The 18,940-nt window shown below is 43.3% G+C and carries 20 protein-coding genes; 11 read left to right on the top strand and 9 right to left on the bottom strand.

All coding sequences use genetic code 11. The features are described from left to right. Positions 1–13 precede the first annotated feature (13 nt). Positions 14–898, bottom strand: a complete 885-nt coding sequence (gene ispA / locus L4C32_RS06230; RefSeq protein WP_428196002.1) for a (2E,6E)-farnesyl diphosphate synthase — start codon at positions 896–898, stop codon at positions 14–16. 3 nt (positions 899–901) lie between these two features. Continuing rightward, the gene (gene xseB / locus L4C32_RS06225) at positions 902–1,147 is read right to left on the bottom strand and encodes an exodeoxyribonuclease VII small subunit (protein ID WP_428196001.1); all 246 of its coding nucleotides are present in this window, start codon (positions 1,145–1,147) and stop codon (positions 902–904) included. 214 nt (positions 1,148–1,361) lie between these two features. On the opposite strand from xseB, the gene pomA reads away from it, so the two are divergent. The 3 genes from pomA to thiI all read left to right on the top strand — a co-directional run bounded on the left by pomA (position 1,362) and on the right by thiI (position 4,666). Next, positions 1,362–2,123, top strand: coding sequence for a flagellar motor protein PomA (gene pomA, locus L4C32_RS06220; protein ID WP_428196000.1), 762 nt, complete (start codon positions 1,362–1,364; stop codon positions 2,121–2,123). A 12-nt stretch (positions 2,124–2,135) separates the two neighbouring features. Further along, positions 2,136–3,053, top strand: a complete 918-nt coding sequence (locus tag L4C32_RS06215; protein WP_428195999.1) for a flagellar motor protein MotB — start codon at positions 2,136–2,138, stop codon at positions 3,051–3,053. A 161-nt stretch (positions 3,054–3,214) separates the two neighbouring features. Beyond that, the gene (thiI, locus tag L4C32_RS06210) at positions 3,215–4,666 is read left to right on the top strand and encodes a tRNA uracil 4-sulfurtransferase ThiI (RefSeq protein ID WP_428195998.1); all 1,452 of its coding nucleotides are present in this window, start codon (positions 3,215–3,217) and stop codon (positions 4,664–4,666) included. Here the strand turns inward: thiI and L4C32_RS06205 are convergent. From L4C32_RS06205 to L4C32_RS06175, 7 genes are all read right to left on the bottom strand, one after another. After that, on the bottom strand, positions 4,663–5,259 hold the full coding sequence (locus tag L4C32_RS06205; protein ID WP_428195997.1) for a DJ-1 family glyoxalase III: 597 nt from the start codon (positions 5,257–5,259) through the stop codon (positions 4,663–4,665). The two genes, thiI and L4C32_RS06205, sit on opposite strands and share 4 nt — an antisense overlap. Further along, positions 5,256–6,143 carry a 2-dehydropantoate 2-reductase gene (panE, locus tag L4C32_RS06200; RefSeq protein WP_428195996.1) on the bottom strand — a complete coding sequence of 296 codons (888 nt, stop codon included), beginning with the start codon at positions 6,141–6,143 and terminating at the stop codon, positions 5,256–5,258. Before panE ends, L4C32_RS06205 begins: the two co-directional genes overlap by 4 nt. A 127-nt stretch (positions 6,144–6,270) precedes the next feature. Continuing rightward, positions 6,271–7,035: an outer membrane protein OmpK gene (locus L4C32_RS06195; protein ID WP_428195995.1), complete on the bottom strand. Its 765-nt coding sequence runs from the start codon at positions 7,033–7,035 to the stop codon at positions 6,271–6,273. 282 nt (positions 7,036–7,317) lie between these two features. Beyond that, positions 7,318–8,649, bottom strand: coding sequence for an AmpG family muropeptide MFS transporter (locus L4C32_RS06190; protein WP_428195994.1), 1,332 nt, complete (start codon positions 8,647–8,649; stop codon positions 7,318–7,320). 118 nt (positions 8,650–8,767) lie between these two features. Continuing rightward, the gene (locus L4C32_RS06185) at positions 8,768–9,325 is read right to left on the bottom strand and encodes a peptidylprolyl isomerase (RefSeq protein ID WP_428195993.1); all 558 of its coding nucleotides are present in this window, start codon (positions 9,323–9,325) and stop codon (positions 8,768–8,770) included. Then, on the bottom strand, positions 9,325–9,894 hold the full coding sequence (locus L4C32_RS06180; protein ID WP_428195992.1) for a YajG family lipoprotein: 570 nt from the start codon (positions 9,892–9,894) through the stop codon (positions 9,325–9,327). Before L4C32_RS06180 ends, L4C32_RS06185 begins: the two co-directional genes overlap by 1 nt. 9 nt (positions 9,895–9,903) lie before the next feature. Then, positions 9,904–11,046: a methyltransferase gene (locus L4C32_RS06175; protein WP_428195991.1), complete on the bottom strand. Its 1,143-nt coding sequence runs from the start codon at positions 11,044–11,046 to the stop codon at positions 9,904–9,906. 158 nt (positions 11,047–11,204) lie between these two features. On the opposite strand from L4C32_RS06175, the gene L4C32_RS06170 reads away from it, so the two are divergent. The 8 genes from L4C32_RS06170 (at position 11,205) to L4C32_RS06135 (ending at position 18,931) form a co-directional block, all read left to right on the top strand. Next, the gene (locus L4C32_RS06170; RefSeq protein WP_428195990.1) at positions 11,205–11,513 is read left to right on the top strand and encodes a BolA family protein; all 309 of its coding nucleotides are present in this window, start codon (positions 11,205–11,207) and stop codon (positions 11,511–11,513) included. A gap of 414 nt (positions 11,514–11,927) precedes the next feature. Continuing rightward, positions 11,928–13,268, top strand: a complete 1,341-nt coding sequence (locus tag L4C32_RS06165; RefSeq protein ID WP_428195989.1) for a Na(+)-translocating NADH-quinone reductase subunit A — start codon at positions 11,928–11,930, stop codon at positions 13,266–13,268. A gap of 3 nt (positions 13,269–13,271) precedes the next feature. Then, positions 13,272–14,516: an NADH:ubiquinone reductase (Na(+)-transporting) subunit B gene (locus L4C32_RS06160; protein WP_428195988.1), complete on the top strand. Its 1,245-nt coding sequence runs from the start codon at positions 13,272–13,274 to the stop codon at positions 14,514–14,516. Further along, a complete protein-coding gene (locus tag L4C32_RS06155) occupies positions 14,506–15,279 on the top strand; it encodes a Na(+)-translocating NADH-quinone reductase subunit C (RefSeq protein ID WP_428195987.1) in 774 nt (257 codons plus the stop codon). Before L4C32_RS06160 ends, L4C32_RS06155 begins: the two co-directional genes overlap by 11 nt. After that, positions 15,279–15,908 (top strand): NADH:ubiquinone reductase (Na(+)-transporting) subunit D, encoded by a 630-nt coding sequence (locus L4C32_RS06150; RefSeq protein ID WP_428195986.1) that lies wholly within the window; start codon positions 15,279–15,281, stop codon positions 15,906–15,908. Before L4C32_RS06155 ends, L4C32_RS06150 begins: the two co-directional genes overlap by 1 nt. A 7-nt stretch (positions 15,909–15,915) precedes the next feature. Beyond that, positions 15,916–16,512 (top strand): NADH:ubiquinone reductase (Na(+)-transporting) subunit E, encoded by a 597-nt coding sequence (gene nqrE / locus L4C32_RS06145; RefSeq protein ID WP_428195985.1) that lies wholly within the window; start codon positions 15,916–15,918, stop codon positions 16,510–16,512. 34 nt (positions 16,513–16,546) lie between these two features. Then, positions 16,547–17,770 carry an NADH:ubiquinone reductase (Na(+)-transporting) subunit F gene (gene nqrF, locus L4C32_RS06140; protein WP_428195984.1) on the top strand — a complete coding sequence of 408 codons (1,224 nt, stop codon included), beginning with the start codon at positions 16,547–16,549 and terminating at the stop codon, positions 17,768–17,770. Between the two features lie 132 nt (positions 17,771–17,902). Continuing rightward, positions 17,903–18,931, top strand: coding sequence for an FAD:protein FMN transferase (locus L4C32_RS06135; RefSeq protein ID WP_428195983.1), 1,029 nt, complete (start codon positions 17,903–17,905; stop codon positions 18,929–18,931). Positions 18,932–18,940 lie beyond the last annotated feature (9 nt).

Below are 18,940 nucleotides of genomic sequence, written 5' to 3'. Positions count from 1 at the left end.
GCTATTTTGTATTCTAGTTATTGCGCTCGATGACATATCGGGCGAATGTTTCTAATTGAGTCGTATTGTACGGTATTCCATCTAAAGCATGAAGCGCTTCTTTATAGAGTTCTTCCGCTTTTGCTTTTGCGCCCTCTAAACCCAATAGTGCAGGGTAGGTGCTCTTGAGCAGTTGTTGATCAGAGCCTTGAGGTTTGCCTAGCGTTTCCGTATCACTAATGACATCTAGAATGTCATCTTGTACCTGAAAGGCGAGTCCAATCGCTTTTGAATATCGATCCAACTGCGGTAACACTTGCAGGCCTTTTTCTCCGGCACTTAATGCCCCTAGTGTGACAGCACAAGTGATGAGAGCACCGGTTTTGTGGCTATGGATAGCTTCAAGTTGATCTAGAGCGACCGACTTTCCTTCTGCCTCTAGGTCTAAAGCTTGGCCCATACACATGCCTGAGGAACCTGAAGCTTTTGAAAGGTGCTGAACCATTTGAATCCGATAGGCTTCTGCGTCTGGTGAAAGTTGACCGTTGGCAATGATCTCAAACGCTAAGGTCTGTAGAGCATCACCCGCTAACACAGCAACGGCTTCATCAAACTTGATGTGGCAAGTAGCGTGACCGCGACGCAAATCGTCATCATCCATTGCTGGAAGGTCATCATGAATCAGTGAGTAGGCGTGAATGCACTCTACGGAAGCGGCAGCGGTATCTAAATGCGATTGAGAAACACCAAGCATATCGCCCGTGATATAAGTCAAATAAGGACGAGCGCGTTTGCCACCCAATACCAGCGCATAACGCATGGCTTGAGTGAGGCGTTGATCTTGAAACGGAATATTATCAAGCCATTCGGATAACTTTGTATTAATTCGAGTTTGAGAATCAGAAAGCGTGTTCAACATAAATTAATCGTCTTGGTTGGCATCAAAAGGGGTTAATGATGATTCGTCATCCGCTTGCAGCAATATTTCAACACGTTGCTCTGCTTGGGTTAATTTTTGCTGACCCGCTCTTGCTAATGTGACACCACGTTCAAATTTCTGTAGGGCGTCTTCAAGGGCTAGGTCGCCACTCTCTAGTTGGTTAACTAATGTGTCTAGCTCATCAAGAGCGGCTTCAAATGTCATATTGCTTGGTTTTTTTGCGGCCATTGTGTTAATACCTTGATTAGAGCTTACTATTACGAAGTGTGAGAAAGTTACCTTACCGAGCTACTTGGGTCAATTCTTGCTTTATTTTATGTGCCGTCTCACCTATTTTAATATTTTAAAGCAAAAGATTAAACCTTATTGATATAGTGCCGATAGAAGTAGCATTGGTATTATATATTTAAAAAAAATTGCGCTATAGAAAGGGGATTTTTAAGTGGATTTAGCAACGTTAATAGGCCTTGTTGGGGGCTTCGCATTTGTGATCATGGCGATGATCATTGGTGGCGATTTAGGCACCTTTTTTGATGTTACCTCTGTACTGATTGTTATAGGTGGCTCCATTTTCGTTGTATTAATGAAGTTTACTATAGGACAATTTTTTGGTGCTGCAAAAATTGGCCTTAAAGCGTTTATGTTTAAGACGGATAACCCTGAAGATCTCATCGCAAAAATTGTTGAGATGGCTGATGCTGCTCGAAAAGGGGGGTTCTTAGCTTTAGAAGAGGTGGATATTCCTAACTCGTTTATGCGTAAGGGCATTGACCTGCTTGTTGATGGGCATGATGCCGACGTCGTGAAAACCACGTTACAAAAAGACATCGCCTTAACAGTGGAGCGACATGAGCAGGGTGCAGGGACATTCCAAGCATTCGGTGATGTGGCGCCTGCCATGGGTATGATTGGTACCTTGATAGGTTTAGTGGCGATGTTGGCTAATATGGATGACCCCAAATCCATTGGTCCAGCAATGGCGGTAGCCCTTTTAACTACACTATACGGTTCCATTATTGCCAATATGATCGCTTTACCATTAGCCAGTAAACTGCTGATGCGTAAAGACCAAGAGAAACTCAACAGACGACTGATTCTTGATGGCGTGCTAGCCATACAAGATGGTCAGAATCCTCGTGTAATCGATGGTTATTTGAAAAACTATCTGAATGAGAAGAAACGTTCGGTTGATCTTGATGATTAGTAGGGGATAGTAATGGAAGAAGAAGATAAGAAAGAGTGTCCCCCTGGAGCACCACTGTGGATGACCACCTTTGCGGATTTAGCCACGCTATTGATGTGCTTTTTCGTACTGCTCCTGTCATTCTCTGAAATGGATGTTCTTAAGTTTAAACAGATAGCAGGTTCAATGAAGTACGCCTTCGGGGTGCAGAATATGCTTGAAGTAAAAGATATCCCAAAAGGAACCAGTGTTATTGCGCAAGAGTTTCGTCCTGGCCGACCTGAACCGACGCCAATTGAAGTGATCATGCAGCAGACGATTGATATCACTCAGCAGTCCTTAGAGTTTCATGAAGATGACTCTGATAGAGCCAGTGGTAGTCAACGTGAAAAAGGAAAGCAGGAGGGAGGAGAGACTCCTGGCACCTCAACGCGGATGAAAATGGAGAGCGATTCTGACGTAAGCGAAGCACAAAAACAGCTCATGGAGTCGATACAGCAAGCCCTGCAGCAAGAGATGGAAGATGGCACCTTAGAGGTTGAGAACCTTGGGCAGCAGATCGTGATTCGAATCCGAGAGAAAGGGGCATTTCCAGAAGGTTCTGCTTTCTTACAGCCGAAATTTAGACCCCTTATTCGACAGATTGCGGATTTAGTCAAAGATGTACCGGGCATTGTTCGTGTTTCTGGTCACACTGATAATCAACCGCTCGATTCTGAACTTTACCGCTCTAATTGGGATCTCTCATCGCAACGTGCAGTTTCAGTCGCACATGAGATGGAAGGCGTCCGTGGCTTTGACCGCTTGAGGTTAAGAGTGATTGGTATGGCGGATGCTGAACCACTGAATGGTAATAAAACACGAGCTGAGCGAGCGGCTAACCGACGTGTAGATATTAATATTATGCAGGGTAAACCTAAGTTCAGTGAAGAGATCACCAGCGAACAGTAAACTGAGAGCCATAGAATTTGTAAGAGCGCATTGTGCTCTTACAAAATCCTTTCACCTATCTCGATTCCTCCCCCATCTTCATGTATAATCTTGCGCCTAATTCCGATACCTAAGGTCAAGCTAAGGTATCTGTCCAGATTGCAGAAGCGAAGCACCTACTTATGAGATTTATTGTAAAGCCCCATCCAGAAATTTTTGTTAAAAGCGACTCTGTTCGTAAACGTTTTACAAAAATCTTAGAGAGTAATATTCGCATCGTTGTGAAACGTATCTGCGAATCTGCTGCGATCTATAATCGACGCGATCACATTGAGATTGTTTGCGGAGAAGAAGAGCAGCATAGCAATATTTTAGCGGCCTTAACGCAGACACCGGGTATTCATCATGTACTGGATGTTTATCAAACACCTTTCACCGATATGCATGATATCTACGAGCAGAGCTTGGAGATGAATCGTGAAGCGTTAGTGGGAAAAACCTTCTGTGTACGTGCTAAGCGTAAAGGCAATCATGATTTCACCTCGATTGAACTTGAGCGTTATGTTGGCGGTGGTCTAAATCAAGCGATTGAATCTGCTAAAGTAAAATTGAAGAAGCCAGATATCACGGTCAATATTGAAGTGGTTAACGATGTGCTGAATCAAGTACTGGCTCGTCATAAAGGGTTGGGTGGATTCCCACTAGGAACCCAAGAAGATGTGTTGAGTTTGATTTCAGGCGGTTTCGATTCTGGTGTCTCTAGCTACCTTCATATTAAACGCGGCAGTAAAACGCATTTCTGCTTCTTTAATTTAGGTGGTCCTGCTCATGAGATTGGTGTAAAGCAAGTCTCTCACTTCTTATGGAGCAAATACGGTTCATCGGCCAAAGTGAAATTCATCACTATCGATTTTGAACCTGTGGTTGCAGAGATCCTAGAAAAAGTTGAAAACGGTCAAATGGGCGTAGTGCTTAAGCGTATGTTTATGCGTGCGGCTGGAGAAGTGGCAGAGAAATTTGGCATTGAAGCACTGGTGACAGGTGAAGCATTAGGGCAAGTATCAAGCCAAACACTGACTAACTTACGCCATATCGATAATGTTACCGATACCCTGATTTTGCGTCCACTGATCAACTGGGACAAAGAGGACATCATTGATGTTGCTCGTGAGATTGGCACTGAAGATTTTGCCAAAACCATGCCTGAATTTTGTGGGGTGATTTCTAAAAACCCAACAGTGAAAGCGGTAAAAGCGAAATTGGAAAAAGAGGAAGCTAATTTTGATTTCTCTATTTTAGAAAAGGTGATCTACGAAGCGCGTGTTATGGATATCCGTGATATTGCTAAGCAGAGTTTAGAACAAGCACCTGAAGTGGAACAAGTTTCAGAGTTGAGTGGCGATAATACCATTGTATTGGATATTCGCAGTGCTGAAGAGGAAGAGGCGAAACCGCTTGATATCCCTGAAGTAGAAGTAGCGCACATCCCTTTCTTTAAACTGGCGACTAAGTTTGGTGATTTGGACCAGTCTAAAGAGTACTTCCTCTACTGTGACCGTGGTGTAATGAGCCGTTTACAAGCGTTATTGTTACAAGAAAACGGCTATCATAATGTGAAAGTATACCGACCTTAGACAGGTTGATAGTGTAAGTTCGGAAGAACGACCATAGGGGCTGCCACTTCGGCGGCCTTTTGTTTACCTGACAGTTGGACGATGATCTCCATGGCAAACTCCAGTGATGAGCCAGGACCTTGGCTGGTGATCAGTTTATCCAACACATCGGTAAAAACGCGTTTCACTCTGTGGTTACCGTCGGGAATCATATCGATAAACTCTTGAGACGGGTAGCAAGTCATACGCGCGTCAGGGTAGAGGTTGTGCTCTTGCAATACAACGGCGGGTGCGGCGCAAATAGCGGCAACAAATCGGTGGTCATTCTTTTGCTGTTTCACCATCTCTATCAGTAGGGTACTGTCTCGAAAACAGCCAGCTCCTTCTGTACCGCCTGGTAGAACAATACAGTCAAATTCGTCATCCGCAACATCCACCAACTTAGTATCGGCAGTTAATGTGATGCCATTGGCTCCTTTCATCGCCAGAGCACCATCAGAAGCAGCACTGGCTATAGTAACCTCATAATCGGCACGAATAAGGATATCAGCAGTCGTGATCGCTTCAAGTTCTTCGGTTCCTGGTGCGATACAGACTAAAATTTTCTGGCTCATGACTCACCTTCTAACTGTTTAATTTTATGATAAAGCGCTAAGTTCTCAGGCACTTCAATGTTATGCCGTTTGGCTTTCTGTAATAGATATCCAGTAATAAAATCGATTTCACTCTTTCTACGGTGGTGGATATCTTGCTGCATGGAAGAGTGGTTGCTTGCTGTCTTCATTATAACGTCTGAAACGCTACGTTGTAATTCGAGTGCTGATAAAGGTACCGATTCGGCGTTGGCAACCAAGGCAACTTCCTGACAAATTTTTTCCAATATTGGCTGGAACTCTTGAGCAGCCAATGCACCATTTTTCCCGTTATTAATGGCACTTAATGGGTTGATGGCGCAGTTAATCGCGAGTTTTTTCCATAAGGTCTGGTTGATATTTTCTGACCAATCGACTTGAGGAAGGGCGTGATTAAGCACTTCAACCAAAAACTGGCACTTTCCCCCTAACGAATTAAAGTGACCGATAGAGGTGGTGCCTTTACCTGTGTGCTGCACATGAACGCTATCACTCTTGAAAGCCCCATGTGTGGTTGTCGCGAGCAAAACAGGATAGCTCGATAACTGTTGTTGTAGTGGTTCCAAAGCGCCCATGCCATTGTGCATAAACAGAAAGATAGTCTCTTTGGCTAAATGGGGCAGCAGTGGCAGTAACGCGGATTCAACTTGCCACGCTTTCACTGTAATTAACAACAGATCGCACTGCTTGAGATCGTCAATTTGATTGCAGGGAAAATGAGAAGGGCTAGAGCTGTCATTATCTAAGATAAGTGTCGCTTGCTCTTTACCATCACGAAGCCAAAGGGAGACATTGTGCCCAGCCTTATCAAGATAGCAGGCCCACAGTGAGCCAATGGCACCGGGGCCAAGAATAGTCATGTTCACAGTTGAATCCTACAAATACCAATGACTAGGATCCTACTACGCTTATGAGAGAAAAGGCAATATGGGTTTGATAAACGCAAAAAGGCACCCGAAGGAGCCTTTTAGTTGTTCCGTTAACGGCTAATACTTAGAAGTTATGTTGAACACGGTAGATAACTAAATCTTCGTAGCCTTCACGAGCAAGTTTGTTGTAAGTGAAGCGGTATAACACGCCAGCAGACCAGTTTTTGTCGTAGTTCCACATTGCGTTAAGGCTGCCGTTCAGACCCCAGCTATCACTGTTGGTCGGTGATTGGGCATCAGAGTATTCGTCATTACGTGCAAATTCGTACTCACCCCAGCTTGAGAAGGTAAAGTTTTGACCTGCGATGTCAGTGTTGTAGTAACCAACCCAACCTGCCATGCCGCCGTTACTTCCACTGATGCCAGTAGTGTTAATCTGGTGTGCACCGATGAATGGTGTGAAAGCCCAACCGTCGCCACTAAGGCCAGTATAACCTAAACCTAAAACACGGTTCTGTTCATGTAACCCAGAGTCAGCGTCAGTGTTATATACCTGAGCGTATAAGCTTACGCCTGATTCTGTTAGGTTGTAGTGGATCGTACCTTTAGTAGAAGCACCGCGGTCATCACCAGAACGGTCAACACCTTCGTAGTCGTAGAAGCCGTAGATTTGACCCCAATCGAATGCCGCACCACCTTCAATACCGATAACCGCTTGGTTACGGTTTGAAATGTCGTTACCAAAGTTATCATCATCGTTACCGAAACCGTGATCCCAAACTTGGTAGTCTGCGTACATGCTGCCGAAACCATATAGGTATTCAGCTTGGGCTGGTACTGCTACAACAGAAGCTGCAACAACAGATAGAGCTAAAAGGGACTTGCGCATAGGAGGCTCTCTTATCTAAAGTAATGTACAAAAGGTACTGAATTTATCAGTGTGGTTTTATGTGGGGCATCTTATATATTTAGTTCAACTTTGTGAATGCAATAAATGTAATCATGATATATATTTGTGACTTAAATCGACAAATTAATAGGTAAAGCAAGATTTATAGTGACTGGTATCTATAAAATGAGAAATGATAGCAATCGATTGCATTGATAATGAGAGATAAAAGCAAAAAAAAGGAGCGCGAGATGTGCTCCTTTGAAAAGAGGAATAGTAAATTTACGGTTCTAAAATCTTCTTAAAATGGTTCCTCAGCATCCAAAGCATAATTAAACTCGGAATAACCATAACAGCAGTGAGCACAAAGAAGGTTGGCCAACTGTTTAGATAATCAGCTAACTCACCACTGAAGGAGGCTAAGGTCGTTCGACCAAAATTACCCAATGACGCGAGTAGGGCATATTGGGTTGCCGAGAAGGCTTGTCCAGTTAATACCGTTAAGAATGAGACAAAAGCGACTGTGGCAAAGGCACTGGTAAAGTTATCCACTAAAATAGTGGCTAAGAAGATGTTCTCGTTGGGGCCCACACTGGCCATCCAAGCAAACATCAAATTACTGGATGCCATGGCGATGCCACCAATCATCAATCCTTTGACGATACCAAACTTCACATTGAACGCACTGCCGACTAAGGTGAAGAAGACGGTTGCCCCCCAACCAATCAGCTTAGAGTAGTGACCAATCTGTTCGTTTGAAAAACCAACCTCTTTGTAGAAAGTGATCGACATACGTCCTAAGAACGCTTCACCAATTTTAAATAGGAAAACAAACAGCAGTAGAGTCAGGGCCGTCTTAACCCCGTTTCGTTTAAAGAAATCCCAAAACGGTTCGATCAGAGTCACCGATAGCCATGCAACAACTCGGTACTTAACCACTTTGCTGTGTCTATCTTCTGCCTTGTGTTGTAGCGCTTCACGTTCGGTATTGGGTTCACCAACAAACAGGGTGAAAATCATCAACAAGGCGACGATACCAGCCATGCCATAATAGACACCATTCCAACCGATACTGTCTGCATTGATAAAGGCTAAGTAACCCGGCAGTGAATAACCTGTCCACCAACCAATCACCGCCATTGCAGAAGCTTGTGGCATTTTATGCGATTCAGCTTTACGGAAGGAGTCGATACGAAATGCATCAATCGCAACATCTTGCGTGGCCGAGGCTGTTGCAATTGCTAGAGCAAACATTGAGGTCATCATCAGATTATTGGCAGGATCTAACCCCGCAATCTGAAGGGTACAGATGAGTACGATGGTTTGGCATAGCAGTATCCAGCTACGGCGCTGACCTAATGCATTACCAAGAAAGGGAAGTTTTACACGGTCGACCAAAGGTGCCCATAAAAAGTTGATGGCGTAGACCGCGAACACAGAACCAAAGTAACCGATTGCAGAACGAGTTAGCCCTGCATCCGTTAACCATCCAGACATGTTTGAGCCGATCAGCACCCATGGGAAGCCGCTAGAGCACCCCATCAAAAAGACCCAGAGTAGACGTTTATCAAGATAGCTTTGGAAAGTTTGTTTCCATGACAGTTGTGTTGTCATGCGAACACCCCTTATTCAGTTGATGAATTTTGAATAAAAAAAGAGCCGAAGAACAATGACTTTATCGAACTTCGGCTAGATGTTTGTTAGCAATAATCAGCGTTATCTCAGTAACCGATTATTTGATTTTCATGTCGATGATAACAATCGGTGTCTTTGGAACATCGCTCATCTGTTGGTAACGAGTCGTTGGTCTAGTGGCCATCTCTTTGATAATATCAAACCCTGATGTGACTTTACCAAAGACAGCGTAACCGGCCGAACCTGGACGGTAATCAAGGTTACTATTATCACGATAATTAATGAAAAACTGTCGTGATGCTGTATCTGGTTCTTGAGTTCGAGCCATGGCTATCGTTGCTTGATTATTTAGCAGGCCATTGCTGGCTTCATTTTTAATCGGTGCGTAGATAGGAAGACGATCCATCTTAGTATTGAAACCGCCACCTTGTGCCATGAAGTTGGGGATCACACGGTGAAAGATTGATCCTTTATAGCTGCCATCTTCAACATACTTAAGAAAGTTAGCAACGGTAATGGGCGCTGCTTGTGAGTTTAATTCAATAACAAATGAACCCAAGCTGGTCTCAACTTCCACCGTTGGTTCTGCCACCGAGGTGGCGGAGAAACCAGACAGTGTGCACAGCAGAGCGATCGTTGAAAATACCTTTTTCATTAAAAGTTATCCGCTAGATAGGTGTTAAGCTCTTCATCCGTCGCAATTTTGTCAAATACCGCGTTAATCAGATCGTTTAATACTATCTCCATATCTTGGTTAGACAGTTTTAATGAGCTGGTTTTGGTTGATGTGCCATTAAATCGTTTAGTGAACTTTCCACGAGGTGTTTCGGCAACCACTTGAACTTTAACCGCTGTTGTTAGTTCGCTATCTAACATGCTGACTTGGCTTCTTACTACAGCTTCTAATACATCAAGACGGTATGTGTTGTCACTCTCGACAGTCACTTTAAAGCCTTGTTTTTCTAGCTGCTTTGAAAGCGTCTCTTCAAACGCGATACGTACATTTTGATTCGCATCAATAGGCTGGATATCCCCAGAGCCTGAGTCGATGACGCCGACATATTCAGCGGTTCTAAGGTCACGGCTGTCAATGGTCAATGTTTTTCCCGCAAAAGTCGGCTGCGCATTTAAAGAGGCGACCGGAGCGACATTTAATAATGGGTCAGCTGGAGTTGCACAAGCAGTCAAAAAGAGCACTGTTGCTGCGATTATCACCTTTTTCATTGTTTATCCTTAAGTTTTTATAGCTTTGGTTGCTTTTAAAATAACAAATTTTGAGTTTCTGGCAACGATGTTTACATTTTCATCCCCAAAAAGTCGCCCGAGTTTTTGATCATACTCTAGGTGGTTGTTACCAATTACCATGATTGAACCGCCTTGAGCTAACACTTTTTTAGCATCACAGAACATTTGCCAAGCAATGTGATCAGTAATCGCTTGTTGCTGATGAAATGGCGGATTACAAAGAATTAAATAACAACTGTGTTCTTTAAAACCATCTAAACAGTTATTGGCGAGCACCTGAAAACGTCTATCAGGGCCAAGGTTCTCTTCTAGGTTCAGTGTGGCAGACTCAACCGCCATGTAACTTTCATCAATACAGGTGATGCGAGCTTCAGGGTTGAGTTGAGCGGCTTTTATACCGAGTACGCCGTTACCGCAGCCTAGATCAATAATATGACGTAAATCATCTTCTTGCGGAATATGTTTAAGCAAAAAGCGTGCACCAAGATCTAAACTTTCACCAGAATAGACATTGGCGTGGTTATTCAGAGTGATCTCTTCACCTTCAACAGGCCAGCGCGTAATGTCGTCCACATGATGGATCTGTTCTACGTCTGGCAGGGAGAAGACTAAACGGTATTTCTTTTTTGCCAGTGACGTTGTCGTTGTACCTAGGTATTTTTCGAATAAATTAAGTGTTGAGGTGTGAAGGTCTCTTACTTTATTGACGGCAATGACTGGACACTCAGCTGGAAGCTGCATACGCAGTTGATGAAGTTGCCATGTGAGCAAGCGATTACTTTTAGGTATTTTGAGTAACACGAGATCGATATGTTCAGGAATGGCGTCTAAACAGTTAATAAAGGCAACTCGACCACACTGGTTTCGTTGTAAGTTTCTTAATGTGCCACGTTGGGAGATATAAGAGTCGGTCATCATAGTGACGTTATGACGTTGAGAGAACCAGCATGAAAGGGCACCAAAACTGTCATTTACTATGAGGATATTTTGCTGTTCTGGTAGCGCTAATGCTTCGACATGGTTGATTAAATATTCATCACCGGCATCCCAAGCTTGTAAGGTTTCATTGCTGACCTTTGGGTATCTTAAAAGCGTGAGATTATGATCTCTAATGGTAAATTCTGTATTCATTATGGTATGACCAATTAATTGCCTAGTGTATTTCTCTATTGTCGCAAATGAACCAAGCAGTGAACACTCAATTTTGTTATTTACATCAAATTATTAAACAATCTAAGGTATAGTTCTTGTAATAAAAATTGAATTACCCGTTATCAGGATCTGTTGACATGATTAAAGAGATTATAGAAACCAAATTGAGTGAAGCCTTTTCACCGGTGCACTTTCAGGTTATCAATGAGAGCTATATGCACGCGGTACCGGATGGTTCTGAGAGTCATTTTAAAGTCGTGGTGGTGAGTGATGCATTTTCTGATAAGCGTTTAGTTGCACGCCATCGTTTGGTAAATAGCGTATTGGCTGATGAATTAAGTCATCACATTCACGCGTTATCCATCAATGTTTTTACCCCTGAAGAGTGGCTTTCAGCCAACGGTGAGTTTCCAGCATCACCAAACTGCTTAGGTAAAGGGCAGTAAATCGAATAAAGGGTGGAAATTAATACAGGTTGTTTTATCCATTCAGCCCTATTATTAACGATTGACCCCGATGATGAATGTTAAAGGATGTGTGTCATGTTTGTTATCTTAATCTTAGGTCAATACTTATTTGGTGGTATCCTAAATCTTTGATTAACAATTGTGGGTTAGGTCAAGAAAAGAGCGTCAGACTATACGATCTTTGATAATAAAAGAGAAAATTTTCGTGGATTCATGGCGTGGATCGTAGCAACTGACCCTGTAAAAGTGATAGAATCCGCGTCAAATTAACTTTGACATTTTAAATGTTAATAACAGGTTAACAAAAAGCTGTGGAAATTTGAGTCTTCTCAAATAACTTAGGCATGTCGTGTTTAAATAATTCTTTTTCCCATTAATGTAGTGCAAGCGCTTATGATTACAATAAAAAAGGGTTTGGATCTTCCTATTGCAGGTGTTCCAACTCAGGTGATTAATGATGGCAATGCCATCAGTAAAGTCGCCTTGTTAGGCGAAGAGTACGTGGGTATGCGTCCAACGATGCATGTCCGTGTTGAAGATGCAGTGAAAAAAGGTCAGGTTCTTTTTGAAGATAAAAAGAATCCGGGCGTTAAATTTACTGCACCTGTAAGTGGTAAAGTTGTTGAGATTAATCGTGGTGCCAAACGTGTACTTCAATCTGTGGTTATCGCAGTAGAAGGAAACGAGCAAATCACATTCAACAGTTACAGTGCTGACCAATTAGCAAAACTTGACCGTGAAACGGTTAAGCAGCAGTTGATTGAATCAGGATCGTGGACCGCATTACGTACTCGTCCGTTTAGTAAGGTACCAGCTATCGATGACAGCACAAAGGCTATCTTTGTTACTGCCATGGATACTAACCCTCTAGCTGCTGATCCAGAACTGATTATCAACGAGCAGAAAGACGCATTTATTGCAGGCCTAGACGTACTGTCAGTATTAACTGACGATCGTGTTTATGTGTGTAAGAAAGGTTCGAGTCTTCCTCGTTCAGTGCAACAGAATATAGAAGAGCATGTGTTTGACGGACCGCACCCAGCGGGTCTAGTTGGTACTCATATGCACCATCTATATCCAGTAAGTGCTGAAAACACAGCTTGGAGTATTAACTACCAAGATGTGATCGCATTTGGACAGCTATTCCTTACCGGTGAACTGAATAGTGACCGCGTTATCTCTCTAGCAGGCCCTGTTGTCAATAAACCTCGTTTAGTTCGTACCACTGTTGGTGCTAGCGTCGATGAGATCACTGACAATGAGTTGATGCCTGGAGAAGTCCGTATTATCTCAGGTTCAGTATTGTCTGGTGTACAAGCTTCTGGTGCTAATGGCTACCTAGGTCGCTACCATCAGCAAGTTTCTGTGTTACGTGAAGGTCGTGAAAAAGAGCTGTTTGGCTGGATTGCTCCAGGTAAAAATAAGTTCTCAGTAACCAAAACTTTCCTTAGCCACCTTTTCTCAGGCCAGTTGTTTAATATGACAACCACTACTAACGGTAGTGATCGCGCCATGGTGCCAATTGGCAACTATGAGAAAGTCATGCCATTAGATATGGAGCCAACAATGTTGCTTCGTGATCTATGTGCTGGTGATATTGACAGTGCACAACAACTGGGTGCGTTAGAGCTAGATGAAGAAGATTTAGCACTATGTACCTATGTATGCCCTGGCAAATATGAATATGGTGTGATGCTGCGTGAGTGTCTTGATACCATTTATAAGGAAGGGTAATTCATGGGCCTTAAACATTTATTAGAATCGGTCGAGCACCACTTCGAACCGGGTGGAAAGCACGAGCGTTGGTTTGCTTTATACGAAGCATTTGCCACTCTTATGTACACCCCAGGTTTGGTGACGAAGCGTGGTTCACACGTTCGTGACAGTATCGATCTAAAACGCATCATGATCATGGTGTGGATTGCCGTATTCCCAGCAATGTTCTGGGGAATGTACAACACCGGTCATCAGGCCATTGTTGCACTTAATCACCTTTACAGTGGTGACCAGCTTGCTGCAATTATTGCAGGTGACTGGCACTACTGGTTAACCGAGATGGTCGGCGGATCATTGGCTGCTAACGCTGGTTGGGCGAGTAAGATGTTGCTTGGTGCAACGTTCTTCTTACCTATCTACGCGGTTGTCTTTGCGGTTGGTGGTTTCTGGGAAGTACTATTCTGTATGGTACGTAAGCATGAAGTGAACGAAGGTTTCTTTGTTACCTCGATTCTTTTTGCTTTGATTGTTCCGCCAACGCTACCACTATGGCAAGCCGCTTTAGGTATTACCTTCGGTGTGGTTGTTGCTAAAGAGATCTTTGGTGGTACAGGGCGTAACTTCCTGAACCCTGCTCTTGCTGGTCGTGCTTTCCTATTCTTTGCTTACCCAAGTCAAATCTCTGGTGATTTAGTTTGGACTGCTGCTGATGGTTTCTCTGGCGCTACGGCATTAAGCCAGTGGTCTCAAGGTGGTCAAGCTGGTCTGATTAATACCGTTACTGGTGACGCGATAACTTGGATGGATGCATTCGTTGGTAAAATCCCTGGTTCTATTGGTGAAGTATCAACACTTGCCTTGATCCTTGGTGGATTGATGATCGTTTACATGGGCATTGCCTCATGGCGTATCATCGCTGCGGTTATGATTGGTATGGTTGCTACAGCAACACTGTTTAATCTAATCGGATCAGATACCAATCCACTATTCGCTATGCCTTGGCATTGGCACCTAGTATTGGGTGGTTTTGCATTTGGTATGATCTTCATGGCAACAGACCCCGTTTCGGCTTCATTTACCAATCGAGGGAAGTGGGCATATGGCATCTTAATTGGTGCAATGGCTGTGATGATTCGTGTAGTTAACCCTGCCTACCCTGAAGGTATGATGTTAGCCATCTTGTTTGCAAACTTGTTTGCTCCGCTGTTCGACAACTTAGTTGTACAGGGCAATATCAAACGGAGATTATCTCGCTATGGCAAGTAATAACGATAGCATTAAGAAGACGCTGTCAGTTGTTGTTGGATTGAGCCTTGTCTGTTCAATCGTTGTTTCAACAGCGGCTGTGGTACTTCGTCCAATGCAACAAGCAAACGCAGTATTGGATAAACAGAAAAATATTGTTGCGGTAGCGGGTTTTACAGCTAACAGCACGGAAGAGATTCAATCTCTATTTGCTGAAAAAGTAGAAGCGCGTTTAGTGAACCTAGAGACGGGTGAGTTTGTTGAGGGAGATGCGAATGCATTTGACCAACGCAGAGCGGCTAAAACGGCCTCTGAGTCAATTAAACTGAGTGGCGAGGAAGATCTTGCAACCATTATTCGTCGTTCAAATACTGCGCTTATCTACTTAGTGAAAGAGGGTGAAACAACAACCAAAGTAATTCTTCCGATTCACGGTGCGGGACTTTGGTCAATGATGTACGCTTTCTTAGCGGTAGAAACTGACGGTAATACAATTTCGGGCATCACTTACTACGAGCAGGGTGAAACACCTGGGCTAGGTGGTGAAGTTGAGAATCCGAAGTGGCGCTCACAGTTTGCAGGCAAGAAATTGTTTGATGCTGATGGCAACCCGGCAATTAAAATTGTTAAAGGTGGCGCTCCAGCAGGTACTGAGTCGAGCGTGGATGGCTTATCCGGTGCAACATTAACGGCTAATGGTGTTCAAAATACGTTCGACTTCTGGTTAAGCGACATGGGCTTTGGTCCTTTCCTTGCTAAAGTTCGTGCAGGAGACCTTAACTAATGAATACTAAAGAAATTAAAAAGAGCGTTCTAGCGCCGATTATGGATAACAATCCAATCGCGCTGCAAGTTCTTGGTGTCTGTTCTGCACTAGCGGTAACAACAAAACTAGAGACAGCATTTGTTATGACTCTAGCGGTAATTTTTGTTACTGCTCTGTCTAACTTCTTTGTCTCTACAATTCGTAACCACATTCCAGGTAGTGTTCGTATCATCGTACAGATGGCGATCATCGCTTCATTGGTAATTGTTGTTGATGAAGTGCTTAAAGCATACTTATACGATATCTCTAAGCAGTTATCTGTATTCGTTGGCCTAATCATTACAAACTGTATTGTAATGGGACGTGCTGAAGCTTTTGCAATGAAATCAAAACCATTTGAATCTCTTATCGATGGTATCGGTAACGGGTTAGGTTATGGTTTTGTTCTTATCACTGTTGCATTTTTCCGTGAGCTTTTAGGTTCAGGAAAACTGTTTGGTGTTGAGATACTTCCTCTTATTGCAGACGGTGGTTGGTATCAGCCGAATGGTATGATGCTTCTAGCACCATCAGCATTCTTCCTAATTGGTTTTATGATCTGGGCTATCCGCATTATTCGACCTGCACAAATAGAAGCGAAGGAGTAAGGCCACTATGGAACATTATATTAGCCTGCTGGTTAAGTCGATTTTCGTCGAAAACATGGCACTTTCTTTCTTCCTAGGTATGTGTACTTTCTTAGCGGTGTCTAAGAAGGTAAAAACTTCATTTGGTCTTGGTGTTGCTGTTGTAGTCGTGCTAACCATTGCAGTTCCAGTAAACAACCTTGTTTACAACCTAGTACTGAGAGAAGGCGCATTAGTTGATGGAGTTGATCTTAGCTTCTTAAACTTTATTACCTTTATTGGTGTTATCGCGGCGTTAGTACAGATTCTAGAGATGATTCTAGACCGTTACTTCCCACCACTATATAACGCGTTAGGTATCTTCCTACCGCTTATCACAGTGAACTGTGCAATATTTGGTGGTGTATCTTTCATGGTGCAGCGTGATTATAACTTCGCGGAATCTGTCGTTTACGGCTTCGGTTCTGGTGTTGGGTGGTTATTAGCTATCGTTGCTCTTGCGGGTATCCGTGAGAAGATGAAATATTCGGATGTGCCTCCAGGTCTTCGTGGCTTAGGTATCACATTTATCACTGTTGGTTTGATGGCGTTAGGCTTTATGTCTTTCTCTGGTGTTCAACTGTAAGTCGGGTAAACCGCGACAATAAGGAAAATAGTCAATGGACATTATTCTTGGTGTAGTCATGTTTACCTTGATTGTACTTGCTCTAGTTTTAGTTATTCTTTTTGCTAAATCCAAGTTAGTACCAACAGGTGACATAACCATCTCAGTAAACGGTGATCCTGAAAAGGCAATCACTACCGGTGCTGGTGACAAGCTTCTTGGTGCGCTTTCTGCATCAGGTATCTTCGTATCATCAGCCTGTGGCGGCGGTGGCTCTTGTGGCCAGTGTCGTGTAAAAGTTAAATCAGGTGGTGGAGATATCCTGCCAACTGAACTTGATCACATCTCTAAAGGTGAAGCGCGTGAAGGTGAGCGTCTAGCTTGTCAGGTTAACGTGAAATCTGACATGGCTATCGAACTGCCAGAAGAGATCTTTGGTGTTAAGAAGTGGGAATGTACCGTTCTTTCTAATGACAACGAAGCGACCTTTATCAAAGAGCTTGTACTTCAAATTCCTAATGGAGAAGAAGTACCGTTCCGCGCGGGTGGTTATATTCAGATTGAAGCTGAACCTCATCATATTAAATATGCTGATTTCGACATTCCTGAAGAGTACCGTGGCGACTGGGATAAGTTTAACTTGTTCCGTTATGAGTCTGTAGTTACTGAACCTTCAATTCGTGCTTACTCTATGGCGTCATACCCAGAAGAGAAAGGCCTGATTAAATTGAATGTTCGTATCGCTACACCGCCACCAAACAATCCTGATGTTAAGCCTGGCGTTATGTCATCTTACATCTGGTCGTTAAAAGCGGGTGATACTTGTACTATCTCGGGTCCATTTGGTGAGTTCTTTGCAAAAGATACTGACAATGAAATGGTCTTCATCGGCGGTGGTGCTGGTATGGCTCCTATGCGTTCACATATCTTTGATCAGCTTTTACGTTTGAAATCTCAGCGTAAAATGACGTTCTGGTATGGTGCTCGTTCTGTACGTGAAATGTTCTACATTGAAGATTTCGATAAACTACAGGCCGAAAACGATAACTTCGCATGGCATTGTGCATTGTCTGATCCTCAACCAGAAGATAACTGGGATGGGTACACAGGCTTCATTCATAACGTAATCTATGAGAACTATCTTAAAGATCACGATGCGCCAGAAGATTGTGAGTACTACATGTGTGGTCCACCAATGATGAACTCAGCAGTTATTGGCATGCTGAAAGATCTTGGTGTAGAAGACGAGAATATCCTTCTGGATGATTTCGGCGGCTAACCAGTAGTTGCAAAAGATATTGGCTGACTCTTTTGAGTCAGCCTTTTTCATTTTCTTGCTAGTAAATAGAGTGTAAACCTGTGAATTTATAATTAATTCAAAGTTTTACGTTTTAGATTGGAATAGAAATTTATGTTTATCCATTTGACACAAAAAGTGCAAAGAACCGTTACGGCTCTAATTGTACTTTTTCTTCTCTCAGCTTGTAGCGAGCCGCAACAAGAGGTTCAGTTAACCGGTCGTACTATGGGTACCACCTATTCAGTTAAGTATCTGGAACAAGAGGGCATCCCTGACTCTGCCACCGTGCAGGCAGAGATTGACCGTCTTCTAGAGTTAGTGAATGATCAGATGTCGACCTACCGTAAGACCTCTGAGCTGAGTCGATTCAATCAACACACGACCGATGAACCGTTTTCAGTTTCCGATGATACCGCAAAGGTAATCAAAGAGGCGATACGACTCAACGTGCTGACCCGTGGTGCATTGGATGTGACCGTGGGACCATTAGTGAATTTATGGGGATTCGGTCCTGAAGCAAGACAAGAGGTAGTACCAACAGAAACTGAATTAGCTGAACGACGTGCTATTATTGGAATTCAACACCTGTCGATCAATAACAATGAGGTGACCAAGGATATACCTGAACTTTATGTCGACTTATCAACCATAGCCAAAGGGTGGGGCGTTGATAAAGTAGCAGATTATCTGCAGCAGCTAGGCAGTGAAGATTACCTCGTTGAGATTGGTGGCGAGTTACGCTTAAAAGGTAAAAATAAGGAGGGAGTGGCTTGGAGAATAGCGATTGAGAAGCCCTCTACCGATGCTCGCACTATCCAAGAGATCATTGAACCTGGAGATATGGGCTTAGCCACTTCAGGTGATTATCGTAACTATTTTGAACGTGATGGTATTCGTTACTCACACATCATCAATCCAGAAACTGGAAAGCCAATTAGCCATAAAGTGGTGTCAGTCTCTGTTTTGGATCCATCGTGTATGACTGCTGACGGTTTAGCGACAGGTTTTATGGTATTAGGCGCTGAAAAAGCCCTTGAGTTGGCTAATAGGGATAACATCCCAATGTTTATGGTAGTAAAAACAGATGATGGATTCGAAGAGATTGCATCTGACGCTTTTAAGCCTTACTTAAAACGATAAGGAGAGAAC

This window comes from Aliivibrio kagoshimensis, from assembly GCF_050337105.1.
Lineage (GTDB): Bacteria > Pseudomonadota > Gammaproteobacteria > Enterobacterales > Vibrionaceae > Aliivibrio_A > Aliivibrio_A kagoshimensis.
This window is presented reverse-complemented; position numbering and strand designations above follow the sequence as displayed.

Excerpts from the sequence above, each read along its gene's own strand:
- ispA (WP_428196002.1), bottom strand. The coding sequence starts at position 898 with ATGTTGAACACGCTTTCTGATTCTCAAACTCGAATTAATACAAAGTTA.
- xseB (WP_428196001.1), bottom strand. The coding sequence starts at position 1,147 with ATGGCCGCAAAAAAACCAAGCAATATGACATTTGAAGCCGCTCTTGAT.
- L4C32_RS06215 (WP_428195999.1), top strand. The coding sequence starts at position 2,136 with ATGGAAGAAGAAGATAAGAAAGAGTGTCCCCCTGGAGCACCACTGTGG.
- thiI (WP_428195998.1), top strand. The coding sequence starts at position 3,215 with ATGAGATTTATTGTAAAGCCCCATCCAGAAATTTTTGTTAAAAGCGAC.
- L4C32_RS06205 (WP_428195997.1), bottom strand. The coding sequence starts at position 5,259 with ATGAGCCAGAAAATTTTAGTCTGTATCGCACCAGGAACCGAAGAACTT.
- L4C32_RS06195 (WP_428195995.1), bottom strand. The coding sequence starts at position 7,035 with ATGCGCAAGTCCCTTTTAGCTCTATCTGTTGTTGCAGCTTCTGTTGTA.
- L4C32_RS06190 (WP_428195994.1), bottom strand. The coding sequence starts at position 8,649 with ATGACAACACAACTGTCATGGAAACAAACTTTCCAAAGCTATCTTGAT.
- L4C32_RS06185 (WP_428195993.1), bottom strand. The coding sequence starts at position 9,325 with ATGAAAAAGGTATTTTCAACGATCGCTCTGCTGTGCACACTGTCTGGT.
- L4C32_RS06180 (WP_428195992.1), bottom strand. The coding sequence starts at position 9,894 with ATGAAAAAGGTGATAATCGCAGCAACAGTGCTCTTTTTGACTGCTTGT.
- L4C32_RS06175 (WP_428195991.1), bottom strand. The coding sequence starts at position 11,046 with ATGAATACAGAATTTACCATTAGAGATCATAATCTCACGCTTTTAAGA.
- L4C32_RS06170 (WP_428195990.1), top strand. The coding sequence starts at position 11,205 with ATGATTAAAGAGATTATAGAAACCAAATTGAGTGAAGCCTTTTCACCG.
- L4C32_RS06165 (WP_428195989.1), top strand. The coding sequence starts at position 11,928 with ATGATTACAATAAAAAAGGGTTTGGATCTTCCTATTGCAGGTGTTCCA.
- L4C32_RS06160 (WP_428195988.1), top strand. The coding sequence starts at position 13,272 with ATGGGCCTTAAACATTTATTAGAATCGGTCGAGCACCACTTCGAACCG.
- L4C32_RS06155 (WP_428195987.1), top strand. The coding sequence starts at position 14,506 with ATGGCAAGTAATAACGATAGCATTAAGAAGACGCTGTCAGTTGTTGTT.
- L4C32_RS06150 (WP_428195986.1), top strand. The coding sequence starts at position 15,279 with ATGAATACTAAAGAAATTAAAAAGAGCGTTCTAGCGCCGATTATGGAT.
- nqrE (WP_428195985.1), top strand. The coding sequence starts at position 15,916 with ATGGAACATTATATTAGCCTGCTGGTTAAGTCGATTTTCGTCGAAAAC.
- nqrF (WP_428195984.1), top strand. The coding sequence starts at position 16,547 with ATGGACATTATTCTTGGTGTAGTCATGTTTACCTTGATTGTACTTGCT.
- L4C32_RS06135 (WP_428195983.1), top strand. The coding sequence starts at position 17,903 with ATGTTTATCCATTTGACACAAAAAGTGCAAAGAACCGTTACGGCTCTA.